Below are 24,141 nucleotides of genomic sequence, written 5' to 3' on the forward strand. Positions count from 1 at the left end.
TCTGGACAGTGCGAGATTCGGCCAGTGTGCCGGAAGTCGGGCGGCATCCGGGGGTGCGCGGGCGACGTGCGCATACTCGCTCCGATCCGCTCCGACCTGCGCAAACTCCGGTGAATACCCGGTCGGATTACTCGTAAACCCGAAAGTGACCCACCTCACAGCGAGGCGGCTTTCCGTCCGCTGTGCGCGCTTGATACAAATTGGCCCGCGAGCACCGTTCGGGACAGTTGACGACGAGTGCCGCGTCTCCCGCTTTTTCCCGCTTCGCCCTCCCCTGCCTCCGTGCGGCTCCACGCACCTGCCTTACCCCGCTCTGCCCTCCCCTGCCTTCCGCCTCTTCTGGCACGTCCTCAGGAACGCCCATGTCCTCGCGCCCGCGCGCCGCGTGGCCCTTGGTCGCCGTGTTCACCGCCGGTTACCTCGCCGCCTACCTCCTCCCCACCATCGTCGGCCGTCTCAGCGTCTACCTGGGGCTGACCTCCGCCCAGGCCGGCCTGGTCGGCAGCACCCTGCTGCTGAGTTCGGCGTCGGCCGGTTTCGCCCTGGCGGGACGCGTCGAGCGGTTCGGGTCCCGCCGGCCCGCGCGGGCCGGACTGGTACTGGCTGCACTGGGTTACGGCTGCGCGGCACTGACCGGCTCGGTGCCTCTCGTGGTCGCGGGCGTGGTGATCGGCGGGCTCGGCTCCGGAACGGCGACCGCGGTCGCCGCGGCCGGCATCGCCGCGCAGCGCGATCCGCACCGCACCTCCTCGCTGGGGCTGCTGAGCGTCTCGGCGACGGCGGGTGCCCTCTATCTGACCGTTCCCCACCTGGGCGGCGGTCACCGGCTGCCCTTCGCCTCGATCGCCCTGGTCGCGCTCCTCGTCTGGCCGGCCACCTCCCGGCTCGGCGGCCCGCTGCCCGCGGGCACGGCCCCGTCCGTCCAGGGACGGCTGCCGCACCGGCGGTCGGGCCTGGTGCTCGCCGGCGGCATGCTCGTCTGGTCCATGTCCCAGAACGCCCTGTGGGGAGTGAGCAGCCGCATCGGCGCCGTACAGGTGGGGCTGTCCGAGGTGACGATCGGCGCCGTGTTCGCCGCGGCGCTCGGCGCCGGCCTGCTCGGGGTCATGGGCGCCGGGATGCTGGGGGCGCGGCTCGGCCGGGCGGTGCCGATCGGCGTCGGGACGATGATCATCGCGGCGAGCATCGTGCTCAGTTCGTCCGCCGAGGGGCTCGGCTCGTTCGCGACCGGCGAGATCGTGTGGAACACCTTCTACCCGGTGGTCCTGTCCTACCTCATCGGCCTGGCCGCCTCGCTGGACGTCCGCGGCCGCTGGGCGGTCCTCGCCGGCTCGGCGGCGTCCGTCGGCACGGCATGCGGGCCCGTCCTCGGCAGTGTGCTCTCCGAGCAGGCGGGCTACGCGGTGATGGGCCTGGTCCTCGGGACGGCCACGCTACTGGTCGCCGCCCCGGTCACCGCCGTCGCGCTGCACACCGGTGGCCGCCCGCTGGTCCCCGGTTCGGTGCGGCGCCGCGGCGGCGCCCCGGCGGCGCTGCTCGCGGCGACGACCGGCAGCCTGCCCGGCGCGGTCCCCAAGCTGGGTGCGCCGGAGCAGGCGGTCGCGGAGATCAGCGTGCCCGGGCTGCGCCGCCGGCGGCTGGTCAGGAGCGCGTTCCGTACGGCCGCCGGCGGGCCCGGTCAGTCGAACGCGTACGCCTCGACCTCGGAGAGGTAGCGCGCCCTGCGCTCCTCGTCGTGGTCGAGGAAGGCCGCCTCGAAGGAGTTGCGGGCCAGGGTGCGCAGCTGCTCGCGGTCCAGGCCGAGGGCCTCGTGGACGGCGCGGAAGGTGTCTCCGGCGTAGCCGCCGAAGTAGGCGGGGTCGTCGGAGTTCACCGTGCAGAGCAGTCCGGCGGCCATCATGGCCGGCAGCGGGTGGTCCTCCAGGACGTCGACCGCGCGCAGCCGTACGTTGGACAGCGGGCAGAGCGTGAGCGGCACCCGGTCGGCGACCAGCCGCTCCACCAGTTCGGGGTCCTCCATGCAGCGCAGCCCGTGATCGACACGCTCGACGCCCAGGACGTCCAGGGCCTCGGTGATGTAGGAGGGCGGCCCCTCCTCGCCGGCGTGCGCGACCTTGCGCAGGCCGAGGGCGCCGGCCGCCTCGTACACCTCGCGGAACGCGGCGGGCGGGTGGCCGACCTCGGCGGAGTCGAGGCCGACGGCGCTGATGCGGTGCAGGTAGGGCTTGGCGGCCTCCAGGGTCTCCAGGGCCGACTCGGCGGACTTGTCGCGCAGGAAGCACAGGATCAGCTGCGTCGAGACGCCGTGCGTCTCCTCGCTGCGCTCCAGCGCCCTGCCGAGCCCTTCGATCACGGTGCCGATCGGGACACCGCGGTCGGTGTGGGCCTGCGGGTCGAAGAAGATCTCCGCGTGCCGGACGCCCTGGGCCGCGGCCCGGGCGAGGTAGGCGTCGGCCAGCTCGGTGAAGTCGTCCTCGGTGCGCAGGACGGCCATGAGGGCGTAGTAGAGGTCGAGGAAGCTCTGCAGGTCGTCGAATTGGTAGGCGGTGCGCAGCTCGTCGGTGTCCGCGTAGGGCAGTTCCACGCCGTTGCGCGCGGCGAGGGTGAAGGCCAGCTCGGGTTCGAGCGTCCCTTCGATGTGGAGGTGGAGCTCTGCTTTGGGGAGGTGCACGGGGTTCTCGTCACTGGTGTCGGGTGGGTACGGGGACCGTGATCAGGTCCTTCGCGATGGTCAGTTCGCCCTCGAAGCCGGCGGCCCTGGCCTGGCGCTCGAAGGCGTCCGGGTCGGGGTAGCGCTGCGAGAAGTGCGTCAGCACGAGGTGCCGCACGCCGGCCTCCCGCGCCACCCCCGCCGCCTGCCCGGCGGTGAGGTGGCCGTGGTCGGCGGCGAGGCGGCCGTCCTCGTCGAGGAAGGTCGACTCGATGACCAGCATGTCGCACCCTTCGGCGAGCGCGTGGGCGCCGTCGCAGAGCCGGGTGTCCATGACGAAGGCGAACCGCTGCCCGCGCCGGTGCTCCGACACCTCGTCGAGGGTCACGCCGCGCAGGACGCCCTCGCGCTGGATGCGCCCGACGTCGGGTCCGGCGATGCCGTGCTCGGCGAGCTTCGCGGGCAGCATGCGCCGCCGGTCGGGCTCGGTCAGGCGGTAGCCGTAGGACTCGACGGGATGCGAGAGCAGGCGGCTGTCCAGGGTGTAGGCGTCCGTGGTGGCGAGGACGCCGTCGGCGGCGACGGGTGCCTCCGCCAGATCCGCGGACGCGCGGTAGGCGGTCGCGTACCGCAGCCGGTCGAAGAAGTGCTGTCCGCTCGCCGGGAAGTGGGCGGTGACGGTGTGCGGGACCTGGTCGAGGCTGATCCGCTGGATCACCCCGGCCAGGCCCAGCGAGTGATCGCCGTGGAAGTGTGTGACGCAGATCCGGTTGATGTCGTGCGCGGCGACGCCCGCCCTGACCATCTGGCGCTGGGTTCCCTCGCCCGGGTCGAAGAGGATGCCCTCGCCGTCCCAGCGCAGCAGGTAGCCGTTGTGGTTGCGGTGGCGGGTCGGGACCTGGCTGGCGGTGCCGAGGACCACGAGTTCTCGTGCGGACACGGGCTAACCGGGGGGCCACTGCATCCCGCGTCCGCCCATGACGTGGGCGTGCGCGTGGAAGACGGTCTGTCCGGCCCCGGTGCCGGTGTTGAGGACGATGCGGTAGCCACTGCCGACGATCCCCTCGTCGGCCGCGACGAGTCCGGCCTCGCGCAGCACGTCGGCGGCGATCTGCGGCTCGGCTGCGGCGAGCGCGGCGGCGTCCGGGTAGTGCGCCTTGGGGATGACCAGGACGTGCGTGGGGGCCTGGGGGTTTATGTCGCGGAAGGCGACGGTCGTGTGGCTCTCGCGGACGATGGTCGCCGGGATGTCGCCCGTAACGATCCTGCAGAACAGGCAGTCGGTCTGCGGCTCTCCCGCCATGGCCCGGCCTCCTCGGTCGTCTCTCTCGGTGATCGTGCTCCGGGCCCGCCGTACCGGCCGGCGCCGGCGGTCCGCGCGCGTCGCACGGACCGTGATCAGTACACCGGCATGCTAGCGGGCCGTGCCCGCCCGGTGGTGGCGGCGACGGCCCGCCCGGGAGGCGGGGCTCTCAGCCCCAGCGCCCCGTGCGCCCCATCAGCAGCGCGGCGGCGGCCGTCCCCGCGGTCGAGGTGCGCAGCACACTGGGGCCGAGCCGGTAGGGCGGAGCTCCGGCGGCGGCGAAGGCGGCGAGCTCCTGGGGGGAGACCCCGCCCTCCGGTCCCACCACCAGCACGATCGAGCCCCGGCCCGGGAGCGGGGCGGTCGCCAGCGCCGCGCTGCCGGTCTCCCGGTCCTCGTGCAGGACACCCGCGAAGTCCGCGGTGGCGAGCAGCGCGGCGACCTGTTTGGTCGTCATGACCTCCGCCACCTCGGGAAACCTCACGCGCCGCGACTGCTTCCCCGCCTCGCGGGCGGTACTGCGCCACTTGGCCAGGGACTTGAGTCCGCGGTCGCCCTTCCACTGCGTGATGCACCGGGACGCCTGCCAGGGAACGATCGCGTCGACGCCCGTCTCGGTCATCGTCTCGACGGCGAGCTCCCCGCGGTCGCCCTTGGGCAGTGCCTGGACGACGGTGACGAACGGCGTGGGCGCGGGCTCCTCGTGCACCGGCTCCAGACCGGTGAGCAGCAGGCGGTCCTTGCCCTCGGCCGCGCGTACGACCCCCTCGGCCCAGCGGCCCCGCCCGTCGGTCAGGACGACGTCCTCCCCGGGGTTCAGCCGTCGCACGGAGACGGCGTGCCGCCCCTCGGGACCTTCCAGGGTGAACTCCCCCCCGCTGGGCATCTGTTCGACGACGAAGACCGGTGCCGTCACCGGGCACTCCTCCCACTCACTGCCGCACGCGCGGCTTCCGTTTCGGCGGCGAGCAGTTCCACGAGTTCCCCGGCGGGCAGCTCGCGTGCCATCCGGTGGCCCTGGCCCGCCCACAGGGCCATGCCCTGGGCGTCCCCGGCCTTCGCGGCGGCCTTGCGCAGACCGCTGGTCAGCTGGTGCACCTGCGGGTAGGCCGCGGGTGCGTACCGGCCGTGCTCGCGTACGAACCGGTTGACCAGCCCGCGTGCCGGACGGCCGGTGAAGGCCCGGGTCAGGGTCGTCGTCACGAACAGCGGGTTGGTCAGGGCCTGCTTGTGGAGCGGGTGGGCTCCCGACTCGGGGCAGGCGAGGAACGCCGTTCCCAGCTGCGCCGCCTCCGCACCGGCTGCCAGCACCGCCGTGATCTGTGAACCGCGCATCAGCCCGCCGGCCGCGATCAGGGGCAGCGCGACGGCCTCGCGGACCTCGGTGACGAGGGTGAGGAGCCCGGTGCCGGTGAGACCGCCCTGCGGGTCGTCACGGTGCGTGGACCGGTGTCCGCCCGCCTCGGTGCCCTGGACGCAGACCGCGCGGGCGCCCGCCCACTGCGCGTTGCGCGCCTCCTGGGCGGAGGTGACCGTCACGACGGTGAAGGTACCGGCCTGCGCGAAGGCGTCGAGCACCTCCCGGTCGGGGCAGCCGAAGGTGAAGGAGACCACGGGTACGGGGTCCTCGAGCAGGATGGCGACCTTGGCCTCGTAGCCGTCGTCGCCGTCGGCTTCGGGGTCGCCGAGCGGGGTCTCGTACCAGGAGGCCTCACCGGCGAGCTGGTGGCGGTACACCTCGACGGCGCTCGGGTCGGCGAGCATCGGCTGGGGCATGAACAGATTGACGCCGAAGGGCCGGCCGGTCAGCCGCCGCAGCTGTTTGACCTCGTTGTACATCCCGTCAGCCGTCTTGTACCCGGCTGCGAGGAAACCGAGGGCCCCCGCCTCCGCGACGGCCCCGGCGAGTTGCGGGCCGGAGACGCCGCCCGCCATCGGGGCCTGCACGATCGGATACCGGCAGAGATCGGTCAGCGCCAAGGACATGCCCGCATCGTGCCACGTCCGGTGCACCGTGCCGAATCAGCCGTTTTCCGCAGATCGGCCGGGCACCCCGTCACGCGGCACCGCCCGCCGGTGAGGAACCGGCGGGCGGTGCGGTGGCGCGGTCGGGGCGGGCGCCTGAGCGCGCTCCCGGCGTGGTGCTTCGGCGCCCTTGCGGCGCGGTGCGGTGGCCCTCCTCGTCGCCGCCGCGGAGGACACGTCCGATGAGCGGCCGGCAGGCGTCAGCGGCCGTTGAAAGCGTCCTTCAGGCGGGAAAAGAGGCCCTGCTGCCCTGGCTGGAACTGGCCGGTGGGCCGCTCCTCGCCGCGCAGCTTCGCCAGCTCCCGCAGCAGGCGCTCCTGCTCGGGGTCCATCTTCGTCGGGGTCATGACCTCGACGTGCACGATCAGGTCGCCGCGTCCGCCGCCCCGCAGGTGCGTGATACCGCGCCCGTGCAGCGGGACCGACTGGCCGGACTGGGTGCCTGGCCGGATGTCGATCTCCTCCAGGCCGTCCAGCGTCTCCAGCGGCACCTGGGTGCCCAGCGCCGCGGCCGTCATCGGAATGGTGACCGTGCAGTGGAGGTCGTCGCCGCGGCGCTGGAACACGGCGTGCGAGACCTCGTGGATCTCGACGTACAGGTCGCCGGCGGGGCCGCCCCCGGGGCCGACCTCGCCCTCACCCGCGAGCTGGATGCGGGTGCCGTTGTCGACACCTGCGGGGATCTTCACGGTGAGGGTGCGCCGCGAACGGATGCGGCCGTCGCCGGCGCACTCGGGGCACGGCGTCGGCACGACCGTACCGAAGCCCTGGCACTGCGGGCAGGGCCGCGAGGTCATGACCTGGCCGAGGAAGGACCGGGTGACCTGGGACACCTCGCCGCGGCCGCGGCACATGTCACAGGTCTGCGCGGAGGTGCCGGGCGCGGCTCCTTCGCCGCTGCAGGTCGTGCAGACGACCGCAGTGTCGACCTGGATGTCCTTGGTCGTGCCGAAGGCCGCCTCGTTGAGGTCGATCTCCAGCCGGATCATGGCGTCCTGGCCGCGCCTGGTGCGCGAACGGGGCCCGCGCTGGGTGGCGTTGCCGAAGAACGCGTCCATGATGTCGCTGAAGTTGCCGAAGCCGCCGGCTCCGAAGCCGCCCGCGCCACCGCCGCCGCCCGAGGCGGACAGCGGGTCGCCGCCGAGGTCGTAGACCTGCTTCTTCTGCGGGTCCGACAACACCTCGTATGCGGCGTTGATCTCCTTGAACCGCTCCTGGGTCTTCGGATCCGGGTTGACATCCGGGTGCAGCTCGCGGGCGAGCCTGCGGAATGCCTTCTTGATCTCGTCCTGAGATGCGTCGCGGCGCACGCCGAGTACGGCGTAGTAGTCCGTGGCCACTTACGACTCCGCCAGGATCTGTCCGACGTAACGTGCCACTGCGCGTACCGCTCCCATCGTTCCGGGGTAGTCCATGCGGGTCGGTCCGACCACGCCGAGTTTGGCGACTGCCTCGTCGCCCGAACCGTAGCCGACCGCGACGACGGACGTGGCGTTGAGGCCCTCGTGAGCGTTCTCGTGCCCGATCCGTACGGTCATGCCTGAGTCCGTCGCCTCACCGAGCAGCTTCAGCAGCACGACCTGCTCCTCCAGTGCCTCCAGCACCGGCCGGATCATCACAGGGAAGTCGTGCCCGAAGCGCGTGAGGTTGGAGGTGCCGCCGATGATGAGCCGCTCCTCCGTCTCTTCGACCAGAGTCTCGAGAAGAACGGAGAGCACCGTGGATACGGTTCCCCGGTCCTCACTCTCGAAGGACTCCGGCAGGTCCTGCACCAGATGCGGGACATCCGCGAAGCGGCGTCCGACGACCCGGCTGTTGAGCCGGGCCCGCAGATCTGCCAGGGAGGTGTCACCGAACGGTGCAGGGCAGTCGATCATACGCTGTTCGACCCGGCCCGTGTCCGTGATCAGTACGAGCATCAGCCGGGCCGGGGCCAGGGACAGCAGTTCCACGTGCCGCACCGTCGAGCGGGTCAGCGAGGGGTACTGCACGACGGCGACCTGCCGGGTCAGCTGCGCGAGCAGCCGCACCGTACGGCCCACGACGTCGTCGAGGTCGACCGCGCCGTCGAGGAAGTTCTGAATGGCCCGGCGCTCCGGCGACGACAGGGGCTTGACGCCCGCGAGCTTGTCGACGAAGAGGCGGTAGCCCTTGTCCGTAGGGATACGCCCCGCACTGGTGTGCGGCTGGGCGATGAAGCCCTCTTCCTCCAGCACCGCCATGTCGTTGCGGACGGTGGCCGGGGAGACCCCCAGCCTGTGCCGCTCCGTGAGCGCCTTCGAGCCGACGGGCTCCTCGGTGCCCACATAGTCCTGGACGATGGCGCGCAGCACCTCGAGTCTGCGTTCACTGAGCACGGCGCACACCTCCAGCTGTGGTTCTCCGGCGTCTGCCTGGCACTCTGCGCGTTCGAGTGCCAGCAACTCCCCCGGCCAGTGTACGGGGGCGGGGCGGCCCCGGGGCAAGGGTGACCGGCCGGGCCGTCGCGGGACCGCGCGGGCCGTTGCGGATAGCGTCGTCGCATGGACGTCTCTTGGGAAGACTTCGGCTGGGAGCGGTTGGGCGACAGTACGGGGCGGCGGCGCCTTCCCGTCTGGGACGCGACGGTCTCCCTGGTGGCGGGGGCCGACGGCGTCCTGCTCCACGACACCGGTGCGACGCTCCGGGAGGGGGTGGAACTGCGGACCCAGGTGCAGGCCATGCTCGGCCGCAGGGTGACGCATATCGCATTCAGCCATCCGCACTTCGATCACGTACTGGGCACCGCCGCGTTCGCCGGGGCGGAGGTCTACGGCGCGGTCGGCACGGCCGGGCTGCTGCGGCACGGCGCCGGAGAGCTGCGCGAGGACGCGCTGCGTCACGGCATGAGCGAGGACGACGCCGTCACGGCGACCGACGCGCTGGTGGTGCCGCACCATCAGGTGAGCGGTGAGCTGACGCTCGATCTGGGCGGTGGCCTGCAGGTCCTGCTGGCCAACGTGGGTCCGGGCCACAGCGGCCACGACCTGGCGGTGCTGGTGCCGGGCTCGCCCGTGGTCGTGCTCTGCGGCGATCTGGTCGAGGAGTCCGGCGAACCGCAGGCGGGCCCGGACGCCGTCCCCTCCCACTGGCCGGCCGCCCTGGACCGGCTGCTGGAGCTGGGCGGCGAGGACGCGCTGTACGTGCCGGGACACGGCGCCGTCGTGGACGCCGCGTTCGTACGGGCGCAGCGCGACGCGCTGGCCCGCCGTTTCGGCATGTCGTGAACGCGTCCGCCTGATCGCCGCGCGGCCCTCCCACGGCGTCGCGCGCGAACGGGCCCCCAGCGCCGGCGGGCCGTTTATCGTCGTGCCATGCGCAGCTACCAGCCGGATCTGACCCCGCCGTGGAAGAGGTCCGCCCCCGTTCCCGAGGTACCCGCCGAGCCCGATCTGGTCGTGGAGGAGGTCGCCACCGGCTTCTGCGGCGCGGTGATCCGCTGCGAGAAGACGGCCCAGGGGCCGACGGTCACGCTGGAGGACCGGTTCGGCAAGCACCGGGTGTTCCCGATGGAACCGCGCGGTTTCCTGCTGGAGGGGAGGGTCGTCACCCTCGTGCGCCCGTCGGCCGGCGGGCCCGTCCGGCCCGCCCGTACGGCCTCCGGCTCGGTGGCCGTCCCGGGGGCGCGGGCGCGGGTGGCCCGGGCCGGCCGGATCTATGTGGAGGGCCGTCACGACGCCGAGCTGGTCGAGCGGGTCTGGGGCGACGACCTGCGCGTCGAGGGGGTCGTCGTGGAGTACCTGGAGGGCGTCGACGACCTGCCGGCGATCGTCCGCGAGTTCGGGCCGGGGCCGGACGCCCGTCTGGGGGTGCTCGTCGACCACCTGGTGCCCGGGTCCAAGGAGTCCCGTATCGCCGCCCAGGTCACGGACGCGCACGTCCTGGTCGTGGGGCACCCGTACATCGACGTCTGGGAGGCCGTGAAGCCGTCGTCCGTGGGCATCGACGCGTGGCCGGCGGTGCCGCACGGCCAGGACTGGAAGACGGGGGTGTGCCGCGCGCTGGGGTGGCCGGAGAACACGGGTGCCGCGTGGCAGCACATCCTGTCCCGGGTCCGCTCCTACAAGGACCTGGAACCGCAGCTGCTCGGCCGGGTCGAGGAGCTGATCGACTTCGTCACCGTCCCGGCCTGAGCGCGGGGGCCGGCCCGCGCGAGCCCGTCGGGGAGCCGGTGCCGGCCTCAGTCCACCAGGTCCCGCACCACGGCGTCGGCCAGCAGCCGCCCGCGCAGGGTGAGGACCGCGCGCCCCTCCTCGTACGGTCGGGGCTCCAGCAGCCCGTCCGCCACGGCCCGGCCGGCCGCCGCGAGGCCGGCGGGAGCGAGCAGGGACAGCGGGCACCCCTCGACGAGGCGCAGCTCCAGCAGGATGCGCTCGACCCGGCGGTCCTCGTCGCCGAGGATCTCCCGCCCGGCACCGGGCGAGCGCCCCTCTGCCAGGGCCTGTGCGTACGCCCCCGGGTGCTTCACGTTCCACCAGCGCACGCCGCCGACGTGGCTGTGCGCCCCCGGTCCGGCGCCCCACCAGTCGGCCCCGCGCCAGTACAGCTCGTTGTGCAGGCAGCGGCCCTCGGGCGTACGGGACCAGTTCGACACCTCGTACCAGGAGAACCCGGCGGCGGCCATCGCCTCGTCGGCGATGAGGTAGCGGTCGGCGTGGACGTCGTCGTCCGTCATCGGGACCTCGCCGCGCCGGATGCGCCGGGCGAGCTGGGTGCCCTCCTCGACGATCAGCGCGTACGCCGACACGTGGTCGGGGCCGGCGCCGATCGCCGCGTCCAGCGAGGCCCGCCAGTCGTCGTCGGACTCGCCCGGGGTTCCGTAGATCAGGTCGAGGTTGACGTGCTCGAAGCCGGCCGCGCGGGCCTCGGCGACGCAGGCCTCGGGCCTGCCCGGGGTGTGGGTGCGGTCCAGGACCTTCAGGACGTGCTGCCGGGCGCTCTGCATCCCGAAGGAGACGCGGTTGAAGCCGCCCTCCCGCAGCGCCGACAGATAGGCCGGATCGACGGACTCCGGATTGGCCTCCGTGGTGATCTCCGCGTCCTCGGCGAGCCCGAACTCCTCGCGGATCGCGGCGAGCATCCGGACCAGGTCGGCGGCGGGCAGCAGGGTCGGCGTACCCCCGCCGACGAAGACGGTGCGGACCGGGCGCGGGTCGTCGCCGAGCACCTTGCGGGCCTGGCGGACCTCCTCGGTCAGGTGCGCCGCGTAGGTGTCCCGGGAGGCCAGCGCCCCGCCGGAACCGCGCAGTTCCGACGCGGTGTAGGTGTTGAAGTCGCAGTAGCCGCAGCGGGTGGCGCAGTACGGCACGTGCAGGTAGAAGCCGAGCGGACGGCCGGCGGCGCCTTCCAGGGCATGGCGGGGCAGTGCCCCGTCGTCGGGCACGGGCTCACCATCGGGCAGTACGGAAGGCATACCGTCCATTGTCACTCGCCCGCGGAGTTCCCCGGTCCACGCTCGGCGGGAGCTCCCGGCCGCCTCAGCCGACCTGGAGCACGAGCAGGGCCAGATCGTCGTCGGGCGGACGCACGGCGAAGGCGTGGACGGCCCGCTTGATCCGGTCGGCGATCCCGTCGGCGGACAGTCCAGCGCAGTCGGCCAGGGCCCGCGCGAGGCCGTCCCCGTCGTCGAACATCTGCCGCCCCGAGCGCCGCTCCGTCACCCCGTCGGTGACGCAGAGAAGGCTGTCGCCGGGGGCGAGGTCGAAGCTCTGGCTCTCGTACGCCACGTCCTCGACGATCCCGAGCAGCACCTGCGGCTCGGCGGCCGTGCGTACGGAGCCGTCGGGGCGCAGCAGCAGGGGGAGCGGGTGGCCGGCGCTCGCGACGGTGCAGCGCACCCCGCCGTCCGGGAGCGGGACGAGGTCGCCGTAGAGCAGGGAGAGGAAGCGGGGCTGGGTGCCGTCCTGGGCCGCCGGCCCGCTCCGGCTCCGCGGGCCCTCCTGGATCTGCTGCCCGCCCGCCGCCGCGACCATCAGGGCGGCGGCCTCGGCGGCTTCCATCGCGTCGTCCAGCAGGAGCCGGTTGAGCCGGTCGAGCACCTCACCGACGCCGAAGCCCTCGCGGGACAGCAGCCGCAGCCACGGGCGTGCGAGGCCGGTCACGACGGCGGCCTCGGGGCCGCTGCCCTGCACGTCGCCGAGGACGAAGCACCAGCGTCCGCCGGGGCACGGGAAGACGTCGTAGAAGTCGCCGCCTACCACCCCGTAGTCACCGGGTTCGTACACCAGGGCGCTGGTGACCCCGGGTATCTCGGCCACCTTGCTGGGCAGCAGCCCGCGTTGCAGGATGCGGCTGATGGTGGCCTGGCGGGTGTACGCGCGGGCGGCGCCCACGGCGAGGCCGACGCGGCGCACGAAGTCCGCGATGAGCGCGGCCACCTCCTCGGGGAACTGCGCCACGCCCGCGCGGCCCATCAGGACGGCGCCGAGGGTGCGGCCGCCCGAGGTGATGCGGTGGGCGAGCGCGGCTCCGCCGCCGCGCTCCGGCAGGACGTCGCCGGGCCACGGCACGGGTACGGCTGCGGTGCCGACGCTGCCGGGCAGGCGGATCGGGTCCTTCTCCAGCGCCGGACGGAGCAGCTCGCTCCGGGTCTCGTCGCTGTGCCAGACCCCGGCGAGGCGCGGGGCGGCAGCCGGACCGGGGCCGTCGCTCTCCAGCCAGATCGCGCACCAGTCCGCGAGCCTGGGCACGAGGAGCTGTCCGGCTGTCGACGCCACGAGGTCCTCGTCGAGCTGGCCCGCGAGCATGCCGGAGGCCTCGGCCAGGAAGGAGAGCGCCCCGCCCCCGGCCCGGCCCGCGTCGTCGCGTTCGGCGCGCCGGACCGACGGGGCGAGGATCTCGGCGGCGCGCAGTCCTCGTCGGCGGGCGGCCTCCTCGGCCGGCGACGGCTCGGGCAGGGCCGCCCGGTCCTCGGCCGGGAGTCGGGCCCAGACGGTCTTGAGGCCGGTGCGGTAAGTGATGCCCCAGGATTCGGCGAGGGTGGCGACGAGCTGGAGGCCCCGGCCGTACTCGGCGGGATCGGGCCGCTCGGCCCCTCCGTCGCGCACCGAGCGTGCGGGATGGTGGTCGGTGATCTCCAGCACCAGCGCGGCGGGTTCCCGGCCGGCTGCCTCCTCCAGCCTGAGGAGCAGCTCGACCGTCGTGCCGGCGTGCACGACGGCGTTGGTGACCAGTTCGTTGGCCACGGTCACGGCGTCGTCGGCGAGGCGGTCGCCGAACTCTCCGGTGGAGGGCAGGCCGAGCGCGGTCCAGCCGGCGAGCGCCGCGCGGACGAACCGCCGGCCCGCCGAGGGGGCCTGCGGGATTCCGGGCAGGCTCGTCCGCGTGACCAGGCGCGGGTCGTCACCCTGCCCGGCGACGAGGGATCCGGGACGGTGCACGATGTCCCGCTGCAAGGGAATGGGCCCCACGGTGCGGCTCCTGACAGTTCTCTCGAAACGCCGCTGACGTCTACGACAGAGTGACAGACCGGCCGCGCCCATAAGCACCGAGTGACCGAAGTGGCCGAAGCTGAAGGGGGAGGAGCAGGCCGGCGGGCGGGGTCGGCGACTGCTCACGCGCCCGCCGGCCCCGCCTCCCACCTGCTCGTCTTCCGCCGTTCCCCCGCGCTCCCCTGTTCTCCCTCTCCTCTTCCGCCACCCGTTCCGTTGTGCCCCGCTTCGCCGCTCACGCCCCGGTTCGCGGCTTACGGCTTCCCGGGCGCGGGCCCGGTCCGCCGCCTCAAGCCTCGCGGGAACCCGCGTACATGTCGTCGATCAGATCCTGGTACTCGCGCTCGACGACCGGCCGCTTCAGCTTGAGACTGGGGGTCAGTTCGCCGTGCTCGATGTCGAGGTCGCGGGGCAGCAGGCGGAACTTCTTGATGGTCTGCCAGCGCTGCAGACCCTCGTTGAGCTCCTTCACGTAGCCCTCGATGAGCTCGACGGCCTGCGGGGAGGCGACCACGTCCGCGTACGGCTTGCCGCCCAGGCCGTTCTCCTGCGCCCAGCCGAGGATCGTCTGCTCGTCGAGCGCGATCAGGGCGGTGCAGAAGTTACGGTCCGCGCCGTGCACCAGGATGTTGGATACGTACGGACACACCGCCTTGAACTGGCCTTCGACCTCTGCCGGGGCGATGTACTTGCCGCCGGACGTCTTGATCAGGTCCTTCTTGCGGTCGGTGATCCGCAGGTAGCCGTCCTGGGAGAGCTCGCCGATGTCGCCGGTGTGGAACCAGCCGTCGGACTCCAGCACCTCCGCGGTCTTCTCGGGCAGCCGGTGGTAGCCCTCCATGATGCCGGGGCCGCGGAGCAGGATCTCGCCGTCGTCCGCGATCCGTACCTCGGTGCCGGGGAGCGGCTTGCCCACGGTCCCGGTGCGGTACGCCTCGCCCCGGTTGACGAAGGAGGCGGCGCTGGACTCGGTGAGGCCGTAACCCTCCAGGATGTGGATCCCGGCACCGGCGAAGAAGAGGCCGATGTCGGGCGCGAGCGCGGCGGAACCGGAGATGCAGGCGCGGAGCCGGCCTCCGAAGGCCTCGCGGATCTTCGAGAAGACCAGGGCGTCGGCGACCTTGTGCCTGGCGCTGAGGCCGAACGGCACGGAGGCGTTGCCGGTGCGGCGGAAGTTGTCCTGCGACACCGTCGCGTACTCGCGGGCGACACCGGCCGCCCACTGGAAGATCTTGTACTTGGCTCCGCCGCCGGCGCGGGCCTTGGCCGCGACCCCGTTGTAGACCTTCTCGAAGATGCGGGGGACGGCCGCCATGTAGGTCGGCTGCACCACCGGGAGATTCTCGATGATCTTGTCGACCCGGCCGTCGACCGCCGTGACGTGGCCGACCTCGATCTGGCCGGAGGTGAGGACCTTGCCGAAGACGTGGGCGAGCGGCAGCCAGAGGTACTGGGTGTCGTCCGCGTTGATCATCCCGGTGGCCACGGTCGCCTTGGCCATGTACGACCAGTTGTCGTGCGGCAGCCGCACGCCCTTGGGGCGGCCGGTGGTACCCGAGGTGTAGATGATGGTCGCCAGCTGGTCCGCCGTGATCGCGGCGACCCGATCGGTGACCGCGTCCGGCTTGTTCGCGAGGTACGCGCTCCCCCGGGCCTCCAGCTCGGCCAGGGTGACGACCCAGCCCTCGGGGTCGCCCTCGGCGGACTCGGCCCCGGCCGGGTCGATGACGACGACGTGGGCCAGGCCGGGCAGGTCGGCACGGCGCTCCCTCGCCTTCGCCAGCTGGGTGGCGTCCTCGGCGATCAGCACCCGGCTGTCGGAGTCGGCCAGGATGAAGGCCGACTCCTCGGCGTTGGTGGAGGGATAGACCGTCGTGGTCGCGGCACCGGCGCACATCACGCCGAGGTCGGCCAGGATCCATTCGACACGGGTGGAGGAGACGAGCGCGACCCGCTCCTCGGGCCCGACGCCCAGACCGATCAGACCGGCGGCGATCGCGTAGACCCTCTCGGCGGCCTGCGCCCAGGTCAGCGACTTCCACTCGTCCGGGCCCTGCCCCGACGGGGACGGCACCGGGTAGCGGTAGGCCTCCCCCTCCGGCGTGGCCGCCACACGGTCGATGAAGAGAGTCGCCACGGAGGGCGGCCGATTATCGATCAAGGTCAGATTGTCGCTCACGACGTCCTCCGGGCCTGCGGCATGCTACGACCGGTTGCTGGTTGCTGCTGCTTGGGGGTTCCTGCTTCTCGTTCCCGCTCGACCTGCTTGTTTAACTGGCGAGTAACTAACGGGTGGTGATCAGACTAGAGCGCACGGGACCGTGGCGTAAGGGGCAACAGGCCGCCGGTTCATAACGAACGGGCCCCCGCGCCGCAGAGGTCTGCGGCGCGGGGGCCCGTTCTGCTACCCACGGGTAGCACGTGGCGGGAGTGGCGGCCCCACGTGCGGGGTCCCCCCGGTACGGGGAGCCGTGGCCGGACCCGAACACCCCGGGGGAGGTCATCCCGTACGCCGGCGCGGGCCTACTTCTTGCCCTTGCCCTCGGCTGCCGACTCGTCGGTCGACAGGATGGAGATGAACGCGTCCTGGGGCACCTCGACGTTGCCGACCATCTTCATCCGCTTCTTGCCCTCCTTCTGCTTCTCCAGCAGCTTCCGCTTACGGGAGATGTCACCGCCGTAGCACTTGGCGAGGACGTCCTTGCGGATGGCGCGGACGGTCTCACGGGCGATGACCCGGGAGCCGATGGCCGCCTGGATCGGCACCTCGAAGTTCTGCCGGGGGATGAGCTTCTGGAGCTTGGCGACCAGCCGGACGCCGTACGCGTACGCCTTGTCCTTGTGGGTCACCGCGGAGAAGGCGTCGACCTTGTCGCCGTGCAGCAGGATGTCGACCTTGACGAGCTGGGCGGACTGCTCGCCCGTGGGCTCGTAGTCCAGGGAGGCGTAGCCGCGGGTCTTCGACTTCAGCTGGTCGAAGAAGTCGAACACGATCTCGGCGAGCGGCAGGGTGTAGCGGATCTCCACCCGGTCCTCGGAGAGGTAGTCCATGCCGAGCAGGGTGCCGCGCCGGTTCTGGCACAGCTCCATGATCGCGCCGATGAACTCGCTGGGCGCCAGGACCGTGGCCCGGACGACCGGCTCGTGGACCTTGTCGATCTTGCCCTCGGGGAACTCGCTCGGGTTGGTCACGATGTGCTCCGAGCCGTCCTCCATCTCCACGCGGTAGACCACGTTGGGGGCGGTGGCGATGAGCTCGAGCCCGAACTCGCGCTCCAGGCGCTCACGGATCACGTCGAGGTGCAGCAGGCCGAGGAAGCCGACGCGGAAGCCGAAGCCGAGCGCGGCGGAGGTCTCCGGCTCGTACACCAGGGCGGCGTCGTTGAGCTGGAGCTTGTCCAGTGCCTCACGCAGGTCCGGGTAGTCCGAGCCGTCCAGCGGGTACAGCCCCGAGAACACCATCGGCTTGGGGTCCTTGTAGCCGCCCAGCGCCTCGGTCGCTCCCTTGTTCAGGGAGGTGATGGTGTCGCCGACCTTGGACTGCCGGACGTCCTTGACCCCGGTGATGATGTAGCCGACCTCGCCCACACCGATGCCGTCGGCGGGCGTCATCTCCGGGGAGGAGACACCGATCTCCAGCAGCTCGTGGGTGGCGCCCGTCGACATCATCCGAATGCGCTCGCGCTTGTTGAGCTGGCCGTCGACGACCCTGACGTAGGTGACGACCCCGCGGTACGGGTCGTAGACCGAGTCGAAGATCATCGCGCGGGCCGCCGCGTCCGCCACACCGATCGGGGCCGGCACGTCCCTGACCACCCGGTTGAGCAGCGCGTCCACGCCGACGCCCGTCTTGGCGGAGACCTTGAGCACGTCCTCGGGCTGGCAGCCGATGAGGTTCGCCAGCTCCTCGGAGAACTTCTCGGGCTGCGCGGCGGGCAGGTCGATCTTGTTCAGCACCGGCACGATGGTGAGGTCGTTCTCCATCGCCAGGTACAGGTTGGCGAGCGTCTGCGCCTCGATGCCCTGGGCCGCGTCGACCAGTAGGACCGTGCCCTCGCAGGCGGCGAGGGACCGGGAGACCTCGTAGGTGAAGTCCACGTGGCCGGGGGTGTCGATCATGTTGAGGACGTGGGTCGCGCCCTGGTCCTCGCCCTCGGTGGGCGCCCACGGCAGACGTACCGCCTGGGATTTGATGGTGATACCGCGCTCGCGCTCGATGTCCATACGGTCGAGGTACTGAGCGCGCATCTGCCGCTGGTCGACCACACCCGTCAGCTGGAGCATCCGGTCGGCAAGCGTCGACTTGCCGTGGTCGATGTGCGCGATGATGCAGAAGTTGCGGATCAGCGCCGGGTCGGTACGGCTCGGCTCGGGCACGTTGGTAGGAGTCGCGGGCACGCAGGGTCCTGATTCTTGAGACGCCGAACGCCGTGTCTCGGGTCGATGTCGGGTCGGACGGATCGATACGTAGCTTCCATCGTCCCACGCCTGGGGGGCGGGGACCGGTTTGGGCCGGTCCGAGGGCGACTGGTACCGTGGGCAGCTGTGCCTCGTGGCCTGAAGAAGCGGCGTGGCGCACATAGAAGATCCAACGAACCTGAAAAGGCTCTTTCGTGGCGAACATCAAGTCCCAGATCAAGCGGAACAAGACGAACGAGAAGGCGCGCCTGCGCAACAAGGCCGTCAAGTCCTCGCTCAAGACCTCGATCCGCAAGGCCCGTGAGGCTGCCGCTGCCGGTGACGTCGAGAAGGCCACTGTGGCCGTCCGTGACGCGTCGCGCCAGCTCGACAAGGCTGTCTCGAAGGGTGTCATCCACAAGAACGCCGCCGCCAACAAGAAGTCGGCGCTGGCGCTCAAGGTTGCCGCCCTCCAGGGCTGAGCTACTGATGTGATCGCCGGGACGGACCCAGTGGGCCCTCTCTCCCGCTCCTGACCGGCACCCCGCGCCGCACACCGAACCTGCGTTCGCCACGCGGGTGCGGCGCACCACGCGTGAACCGAAGGCCCCGGCCCGCGTCCTCCCCAGGACGCCGGCCGGGGCCTTCGGTCTGTGCGGGACGCTTCCTCCGGGTCGGGTCCGCGCCGGAGGGCGTGGTCCGCGGGGCGGCTGGCCGTCCCGCGGAGGTCCGTGGCCGGGGCGCGTGCGGACGGTGTGTCGCGGGCACCCGGAGTGGCCGTGGACGGCGCGGCGCTCAGCGGCCGCCGGACCGTGCCGCGCGGGCGACCGCGACGACGGCCTTCTCCAGCGCGTACTCCGGGTCGTCGCCGCCGCCCTTGACCCCCGCGTCGGCCGCCGCGACCGCCCGCAGCGCGGCTGCCACACCGTCCGGGGTCCATCCGCGCATCTGCTGGCGCACGCGGTCGATCTTCCAGGGCGGCATGCCGAGCTCGCGGGCCAGGTCGGCCGGCCGCCCGCCCCGGGCGGAGGACAGCTTGCCGATGGCCCGGACCCCCTGGGCGAGCGCGCTCGTGATGAGGACGGGTGCGACTCCCGTGGACAGGGACCAGCGCAGCGCCTCCAGCGCCTCCGCCGCACGGCCTTCGACAGCGCGGTCGGCGACGGTGAACGAGGAGGCCTCCGCGCGGCCCGTGTAGTAACGCCCGACGACCGCTTCGTCGATGGTGCCCTCTACATCCGCGACCAGCTGCGAGACGGCACTGGCCAGCTCCCGCAGTTCGCTGCCGATCGAGTCCACGAGCGCCTGGCAGGCCTCGGGGGTCGCCGAGCGTCCCAGGGTCCGGAACTCCGACCGCACGAAGGAGAGCCGCTCGGCCGGCTTGGTCGTCCTGGGGCAGGCGACCTCGCGCGCACCCGCCTTGCGCACCGCGTCCAGCAACCCCTTACCCTTCGCCCCACCCGCGTGCAGGAGGACGAGGGTGATCTCCTCCGCGGGAGCTCCCAGATACGCCTTGACGTCCTTGACGGTGTCGGCGGAGAGGTCATGGGCGTTGCGCACGATCACCACCTTGCGCTCGGCGAAGAGCGACGGGCTGGTCAGCTCGGCGAGCGTCCCTGGCTGCAGCTGGTCGGAGGTGAGGTCGCGGACGTCCGTGTCGGCGTCGGAGGCGCGGGCCGCGGCCACCACGTGCTGCACGGCACGGTCCAGGAGCAGGTCTTCCTGGCCCACGGCGAGCGTGATGGGGGCGAGCGGGTCGTCGGAGGATTTGCTTCTGGTGGCCATCGCGCTCCAGCATCCCACGCCCCTGTGACAACGCGGGCCGGGGCCGCTGGGGGCGCGGACCGGGGCCGATGGTGGCGTGGCGGGCGTACTGCTGGGCCCGCCGGGGCGCGGACGTGCGTACCCGCCGAGCTCGGGCGTATCGGAGAATGACCGGGTGAGCGACATGAGACATGTACTGGTGCTGCCCGACCGCGACACGGCCCAGGAGGTGGCCGAGGAACTCCCCGACCGATTCGGGGTCGTGGAGGAGCCGCAGCTCGTACGTGACGCCCTGGCCGGCGAGGACGACGCGGAGGACGTCCAGTGGCTGGTCGTGGTGGAGGACCCGGCCGGGCGGCTGGACTCCACCGCCCTCGACGCGTTCGCCTCGGAGTACGAGGGATGGCTGGAGGCGCCCTGAGGGCTGCCCCGCCGGCCTCCGGCCGGGGGCGAGCGGGGGCAGAGGGCGGGTGGCGGGGGCAGGCGCCAGGGACGAGGCGGGGCCGTAGCGGGGGCGCGGGGTGGGGGGTGGGGCCGGCGGGACCCGTACCGGGCCGGTGCCGGTGCCGGTGCCGAGGACGGCAGGACAGGCCTGGGCGGAGTGGCGGGACAGCTCGCGGCCGCGTCCGGGACAGCCTCTCGGCTGTAGGCGAGACCTCGACGGTGTCGCGGGGCGATCTCGGAGAATCCCAGTGGACTCCGGCGGGACCCTGGACCGCGGCGGCCCAGATCACCCGTGTGATGTTCGAGGTAAACGCGGCACATCACACAAAGTCGTGACGAGATGCCACTGGTAGCTCCTATGAGCCCCTTCCGCTCGTCCCTCCCGTGTGTCACGCATCCGGAATCCGGCGCACCGTGGGCGGGGACGCGAGGTGAATGCCGAAGTGGTCGCGGTAGGCGGCCAGCACATCCGTGTCGGTGTCCAGCGGGGTCTCGTGCCGTTCGCCCGCCACGGTCGTGACGAGGGTGCGGCCGCTGAGCGTCACCCGGTCCGTGCCGGTAGGGCGCGAGCAGACGAGTGACCGCGTGAAGACGGAATCGGGCGCCGTGCGGTGGTACCAGGCACCGGCACGGAAGTCCGCGAGCACCCGCGGCCGCAGGTCCAGGCGGAACTGGCGTGAGCCGCCGCGCAGCAGATCGAGATCTCCCTGCGGAGCCGCCCGGAAACGGAAGAGACCGCACGGGTCGTCCTGTTCGGTGCGGTCGTCCAGTGCCAGCGGCCGCAGGGCGTGATCGCCGAAGCCCACGTCCGCGAGCCAGGGGCCGGTCCCGTCGTCCGTCTCCACCTGAAGCGCCATGTGGTCGTACGGGATTCCGAGGCGTCCACCGTCGCCGAAGACCCGTGCCTGAAGCAGCGTGACGCGGAACCCCAGCTCGCGCAGCAGCGCCGCGAAGGCGCCGTTGAGTTCGTAGCAGAAGCCACCGCGGCGGCCCGTGACGATCTTGTCGACGAGCCTCTCCTCGTTCAGGACGATGTCCTCGCCCAGATGGACGGAGAGGTTCTCGAAGGGCACGGTCATCAGGTGCCGGAGCTGAAGCGTCCGCAGGGCCTCCGCATCGGGGCGGGTGGGGTGGGTGGCGCCTATGCGCTCCAGGTAGGCGTCTACCCAGTCCGCACGGGCGGGCGACTGGTCGCTGGACGTCGGACGAGGCCGCGCCGATTGCTGCTGCATGGCAGAAGTCTGTCGCGGCGCGCACAGGTGCACCATGAGCCGCAGGTCGTAGGTCCGCGGACGGAGGTGGTGGACAGGGCTGCTGACTCGCGTGCGGGACAGGCCGGAACAGAAGCCGGCACGTGGCCCGGAACAGCGCCGGAAGGACGTACTCGATCGTCTGGAGCAGGACGACGCCTGGGTTGCCACGGTCTCCTCGGACGCTGTGCCGTGCCTGGTGCCGCTGTCGTTCGTCCGGGATCGGGAGACGCTCCTCCTGGCCACCCGGCGTACCAACCCGACCGCCGCCAACGTGACGCACTCCGGGCAGGTCCGGATCGTCCTGGGCGGTACGCGCGACGTGGTGCTGATCGAGGGAACGGCCGAGACCGTGGAAGGGTCCGCTCTCCCCACCTCCTCGGGGGACGCCTTCGCGGCGAAGCTCCACTGGGACCCGCGCGGTCGGCCTGCCTGGGTGTACCTGCGCATCACGCCCCGTACCGTCAAGGCCTGGCGGGAGGTGAACGAACTGGCCGGACGCGATCTGATGGCCGACGGCGTATGGCTGATCTGACCGGCGGGACCGGCGGGACCGGCGGGACCGGCCGGCACCCCCGCTCATGAGCGGCCTGCCGCGCGCAGTCCTGCACCGGCGCCCGCCACGGCGACCGCTCCGTCGGTGTCCGTACGAAACACCCGCGCACCGCCTTCCGTGAGCGCCCGCACCGTACGAGCTGCCGGGTGCCCGTACGGATTGTCCGTACCGCAGCTGATGAGGGCGAGCCGCGGACTGGCGCTGCGCAGCAGTGCGGGGTCCTGGTAGGCGGAGCCGTGATGGGCGACCTTGAGCACATCCACCCGCGGCAGGGTCGGATAACTGCGCAACACCCCCCGCTGGGCGGGAGGTTCGAGGTCGCCGAGGAGCAGCAGGGTCAGCGCACCGGACCGTACGAAGAGCGTCACGCTGGAGTCGTTGGGCTCCTCCGTCATCATGGCCGCTCCCCGCGGGTCGGCCGTCGGCCAGAGCACCTGCCAGTCGAGCGGGCCCACCGTGCGGCGCTCCCCCGGCAGAGCTCGGACCACGGGGACGTGCGCCTCCGCGGCAGTTCTCCTGACGAAGGCGGCCTGGTCCGCCGGTTCGTCGAAACCGGTCGTCTGGACGGCGCCGACCTGCCGTGCCCGCAGTACCCCCGGCAGGCCGCGTACATGGTCGGCGTGGAAGTGGGTCAGCAAGAGGAGCGGCACACGGGTGATGCCGAGATCTCGCAGGCACCGGTCGACGAGCTGAGGCTCCGGGCCCGCGTCCACGACCACCCCCGTGTGCTTCCCCGCAGCGAGGACCATCGCGTCCCCCTGCCCCACGTCGCACATGGCGAACGCCCATCCCGGGGACGGCCATCCGGTCATCAGCCTGGTCAGCGGCACCGGCCGCAGGACCGCCAGGACGAGGAGCAACGCGGCTGCCGAACACACCCACGGGTGACGCACCAGACGGCGGGCGGACAGTGCCAGTACGGTCGTGAGGGCGGCCAGCAGCGCGGCGCCGCGCCAGCCGCCCGGCCAGTCGGCCTGCGCGCCGGGCAGTCCCGCTCCGGTGCGGGCCACGGACGCGATCCACCCGACGGGCCAGCCCGCGACACCGGCCAGCGCCTCGGCCGCCGGTATCGACAGGGGGGCCACCGCGAGCGCGGCGAACCCGAGGACCGTCGCGGGCGCCACCGCGAACTCGGCCAGCAGGTTACAAGGGACCGCGACGAGGCTGACCCGCGAGGCGAGGACGGCGACGACGGGTGCGCAGACGGCCTGGGCGGCTCCGGCGGCAGCCAGCATCTCGGCAAGTCTCGGTGGGACGCCGTGCCGCTGCAGGGCGCTGCTCCAGCGCGGTGCCAGTGTCAGCAGCGCTCCGGTGGCCAGCACGGACAGCAGGAACCCGTAACTGCGCGCCAGCCACGGATCGTAGAGCACCAGCAGGAGAACAGCGGCGGCCAGGGCCGGCAGCAGCGAGCGGCGGCGGCCCGTGCCGATGGCGAGCAACGTGATCAGGCCGCAGGCGGCGGCGCGCAGCACACTCGGCTCGGGCCGGCACACGATCACGAAGGCGAGTGCGAGCGCCCCTCCGATGAGTGCGGTCACACGCAGGGAGATGCCCAGCCGGGGTGCCAGACCACGACGTTCGCTGCGCAGGGCCATGCCCGGTGGTCCGATGAGGAGAAAGAGGAGGATCGACAGGTTGGCGCCTGACACGGCGAGCAGATGGGTGAGGTCGGTGGCCTGGAAAGCGTCGTGCAGTTCGGGCGGGACCCGCGAGGTGTCGCCGACCACGAGGCCCGGCAGCAGGGCCCGCGCGTCGGCGTCGAGTCCGTCGGTGGCCTCCCGCAGGCCGGAGCGGAGTCGCCCCGCGCCCCGTTGGAGAAGGGTCGGCGCGGATGTGACGCGGGGTGGGTCGTCCGCGTCCGTGCCGAGCACGGCCGCAATGCCCTCGCCGTCGTGGCGCGGCGGCGCGAGCCGCCCGTTGACACGAAGCCGGGTGGAGGGCAGCAACCGCTTCCACGTCGCGGCGGCGTCACCCGGCGCGACCATGAGGAGGACCGGGGTACGGACCCTGGTGACCGACCCGCCGGGTGCGGTCAGCCTGTCGACTTCGGCTTCCAGGAGCAGGGAAACCGGCGTGCTGCGGTCACCCCTCACCCGGGACGTGGTCTGCCGGGCGTCGGAGGTGAGCGTCACCTCGGCTTCGACGCGCGCGTAGTCCTGCGCCAGTCCGGGTACGGGGCCCCTGCGGGTGTCCGCGCCGTGGAGCCCCGCCGTGGCCGCCCCGGCCGCGGCGCAGAGCAGTACCCCTGCGACAGCGGTCGTACGCAGCCACGGGGGCCCGGACGCAGCAGTCGTACCCCACCA

20 protein-coding genes are annotated in these 24,141 nt (G+C 72.3%); 6 read left to right on the forward strand and 14 right to left on the reverse strand.

What is annotated here, in order from left to right:
- Nucleotides 1-362: 362 nt before the first annotated feature.
- Nucleotides 363-1,715, forward strand: a complete 1,353-nt coding sequence (locus ACH4VO_RS04045) for an MFS transporter (RefSeq protein ID WP_360991911.1) — start codon at nt 363-365, stop codon at nt 1,713-1,715.
- On the opposite strand, the gene ACH4VO_RS04050 is transcribed toward ACH4VO_RS04045, so the two are convergent.
- From ACH4VO_RS04050 to hrcA, 7 genes are all read right to left on the reverse strand, one after another.
- Complete coding sequence (locus tag ACH4VO_RS04050; protein ID WP_360991913.1) at nt 1,679-2,671, reverse strand: adenosine deaminase; 993 nt, start codon at nt 2,669-2,671, stop codon at nt 1,679-1,681. The two genes, ACH4VO_RS04045 and ACH4VO_RS04050, sit on opposite strands and share 37 nt — an antisense overlap.
- Before the next feature lie 10 nt (nt 2,672-2,681).
- Nucleotides 2,682-3,590 (reverse strand): ribonuclease Z, encoded by a 909-nt coding sequence (locus tag ACH4VO_RS04055; RefSeq protein WP_360991916.1) that lies wholly within the window; start codon nt 3,588-3,590, stop codon nt 2,682-2,684.
- Between the two features lie 3 nt (nt 3,591-3,593).
- Nucleotides 3,594-3,953 (reverse strand): histidine triad nucleotide-binding protein, encoded by a 360-nt coding sequence (locus ACH4VO_RS04060; RefSeq protein WP_360991919.1) that lies wholly within the window; start codon nt 3,951-3,953, stop codon nt 3,594-3,596.
- 169 nt (nt 3,954-4,122) lie between these two features.
- Nucleotides 4,123-4,869, reverse strand: coding sequence for a 16S rRNA (uracil(1498)-N(3))-methyltransferase (locus ACH4VO_RS04065; protein WP_360991921.1), 747 nt, complete (start codon nt 4,867-4,869; stop codon nt 4,123-4,125).
- The gene (locus tag ACH4VO_RS04070) at nt 4,866-5,939 is read right to left on the reverse strand and encodes a nitronate monooxygenase (RefSeq protein ID WP_360991924.1); all 1,074 of its coding nucleotides are present in this window, start codon (nt 5,937-5,939) and stop codon (nt 4,866-4,868) included. Before ACH4VO_RS04070 ends, ACH4VO_RS04065 begins: the two co-directional genes overlap by 4 nt.
- 239 nt (nt 5,940-6,178) lie before the next feature.
- The gene (gene dnaJ, locus ACH4VO_RS04075) at nt 6,179-7,318 is read right to left on the reverse strand and encodes a molecular chaperone DnaJ (RefSeq protein ID WP_360991927.1); all 1,140 of its coding nucleotides are present in this window, start codon (nt 7,316-7,318) and stop codon (nt 6,179-6,181) included.
- Nucleotides 7,319-8,335, reverse strand: coding sequence for a heat-inducible transcriptional repressor HrcA (gene hrcA / locus ACH4VO_RS04080; RefSeq protein ID WP_360991929.1), 1,017 nt, complete (start codon nt 8,333-8,335; stop codon nt 7,319-7,321).
- Between the two features lie 165 nt (nt 8,336-8,500).
- Between hrcA and ACH4VO_RS04085 the strand changes: the two genes are divergently transcribed.
- Together ACH4VO_RS04085 and ACH4VO_RS04090 are read left to right on the forward strand one after the other, a co-directional pair.
- Nucleotides 8,501-9,223, forward strand: a complete 723-nt coding sequence (locus tag ACH4VO_RS04085) for an MBL fold metallo-hydrolase (protein WP_360991931.1) — start codon at nt 8,501-8,503, stop codon at nt 9,221-9,223.
- Between the two features lie 87 nt (nt 9,224-9,310).
- The gene (locus ACH4VO_RS04090) at nt 9,311-10,129 is read left to right on the forward strand and encodes a DUF3097 domain-containing protein (RefSeq protein ID WP_360991934.1); all 819 of its coding nucleotides are present in this window, start codon (nt 9,311-9,313) and stop codon (nt 10,127-10,129) included.
- Nucleotides 10,130-10,176: 47 nt separating this feature from the next.
- On the opposite strand, the gene hemW is transcribed toward ACH4VO_RS04090, so the two are convergent.
- From hemW to lepA, 4 genes are all read right to left on the reverse strand, one after another.
- Nucleotides 10,177-11,409 (reverse strand): radical SAM family heme chaperone HemW, encoded by a 1,233-nt coding sequence (gene hemW / locus ACH4VO_RS04095; protein ID WP_360991936.1) that lies wholly within the window; start codon nt 11,407-11,409, stop codon nt 10,177-10,179.
- Between the two features lie 64 nt (nt 11,410-11,473).
- Nucleotides 11,474-13,405, reverse strand: coding sequence for an ATP-binding SpoIIE family protein phosphatase (locus tag ACH4VO_RS04100; RefSeq protein WP_360991939.1), 1,932 nt, complete (start codon nt 13,403-13,405; stop codon nt 11,474-11,476).
- 310 nt (nt 13,406-13,715) lie between these two features.
- A complete protein-coding gene (locus tag ACH4VO_RS04105) occupies nt 13,716-15,605 on the reverse strand; it encodes an AMP-binding protein (protein WP_360991941.1) in 1,890 nt (629 codons plus the stop codon).
- A 344-nt stretch (nt 15,606-15,949) separates the two neighbouring features.
- Nucleotides 15,950-17,824, reverse strand: a complete 1,875-nt coding sequence (lepA, locus tag ACH4VO_RS04110; RefSeq protein WP_360991943.1) for a translation elongation factor 4 — start codon at nt 17,822-17,824, stop codon at nt 15,950-15,952.
- A 215-nt stretch (nt 17,825-18,039) separates the two neighbouring features.
- Between lepA and rpsT the strand changes: the two genes are divergently transcribed.
- Nucleotides 18,040-18,306, forward strand: coding sequence for a 30S ribosomal protein S20 (rpsT, locus tag ACH4VO_RS04115; protein ID WP_014156344.1), 267 nt, complete (start codon nt 18,040-18,042; stop codon nt 18,304-18,306).
- Nucleotides 18,307-18,619: 313 nt separating this feature from the next.
- Here rpsT and holA read toward each other — a convergent pair whose 3' ends face one another.
- A complete protein-coding gene (holA, locus tag ACH4VO_RS04120; RefSeq protein WP_360991946.1) occupies nt 18,620-19,609 on the reverse strand; it encodes a DNA polymerase III subunit delta in 990 nt (329 codons plus the stop codon).
- Nucleotides 19,610-19,772: 163 nt separating this feature from the next.
- Here holA and ACH4VO_RS04125 point away from each other — a divergent pair, with 163 nt between their 5' ends.
- Complete coding sequence (locus ACH4VO_RS04125; protein WP_360991949.1) at nt 19,773-20,009, forward strand: hypothetical protein; 237 nt, start codon at nt 19,773-19,775, stop codon at nt 20,007-20,009.
- Nucleotides 20,010-20,421: 412 nt separating this feature from the next.
- Here the strand turns inward: ACH4VO_RS04125 and ACH4VO_RS04130 are convergent, their stop codons facing one another.
- Complete coding sequence (locus ACH4VO_RS04130; protein ID WP_360991951.1) at nt 20,422-21,264, reverse strand: arylamine N-acetyltransferase; 843 nt, start codon at nt 21,262-21,264, stop codon at nt 20,422-20,424.
- 91 nt (nt 21,265-21,355) lie between these two features.
- Between ACH4VO_RS04130 and ACH4VO_RS04135 the strand changes: the two genes are divergently transcribed.
- Nucleotides 21,356-21,817, forward strand: coding sequence for a pyridoxamine 5'-phosphate oxidase family protein (locus ACH4VO_RS04135; protein ID WP_360991953.1), 462 nt, complete (start codon nt 21,356-21,358; stop codon nt 21,815-21,817).
- A 44-nt stretch (nt 21,818-21,861) separates the two neighbouring features.
- On the opposite strand, the gene ACH4VO_RS04140 is transcribed toward ACH4VO_RS04135, so the two are convergent.
- On the reverse strand, nt 21,862-24,105 hold the full coding sequence (locus tag ACH4VO_RS04140) for a ComEC/Rec2 family competence protein (protein WP_360992133.1): 2,244 nt from the start codon (nt 24,103-24,105) through the stop codon (nt 21,862-21,864).
- Nucleotides 24,106-24,141 lie beyond the last annotated feature (36 nt).

Source organism: Streptomyces sp. NPDC020780 (assembly GCF_044334475.1).
GTDB lineage: Bacteria > Actinomycetota > Actinomycetes > Streptomycetales > Streptomycetaceae > Streptomyces.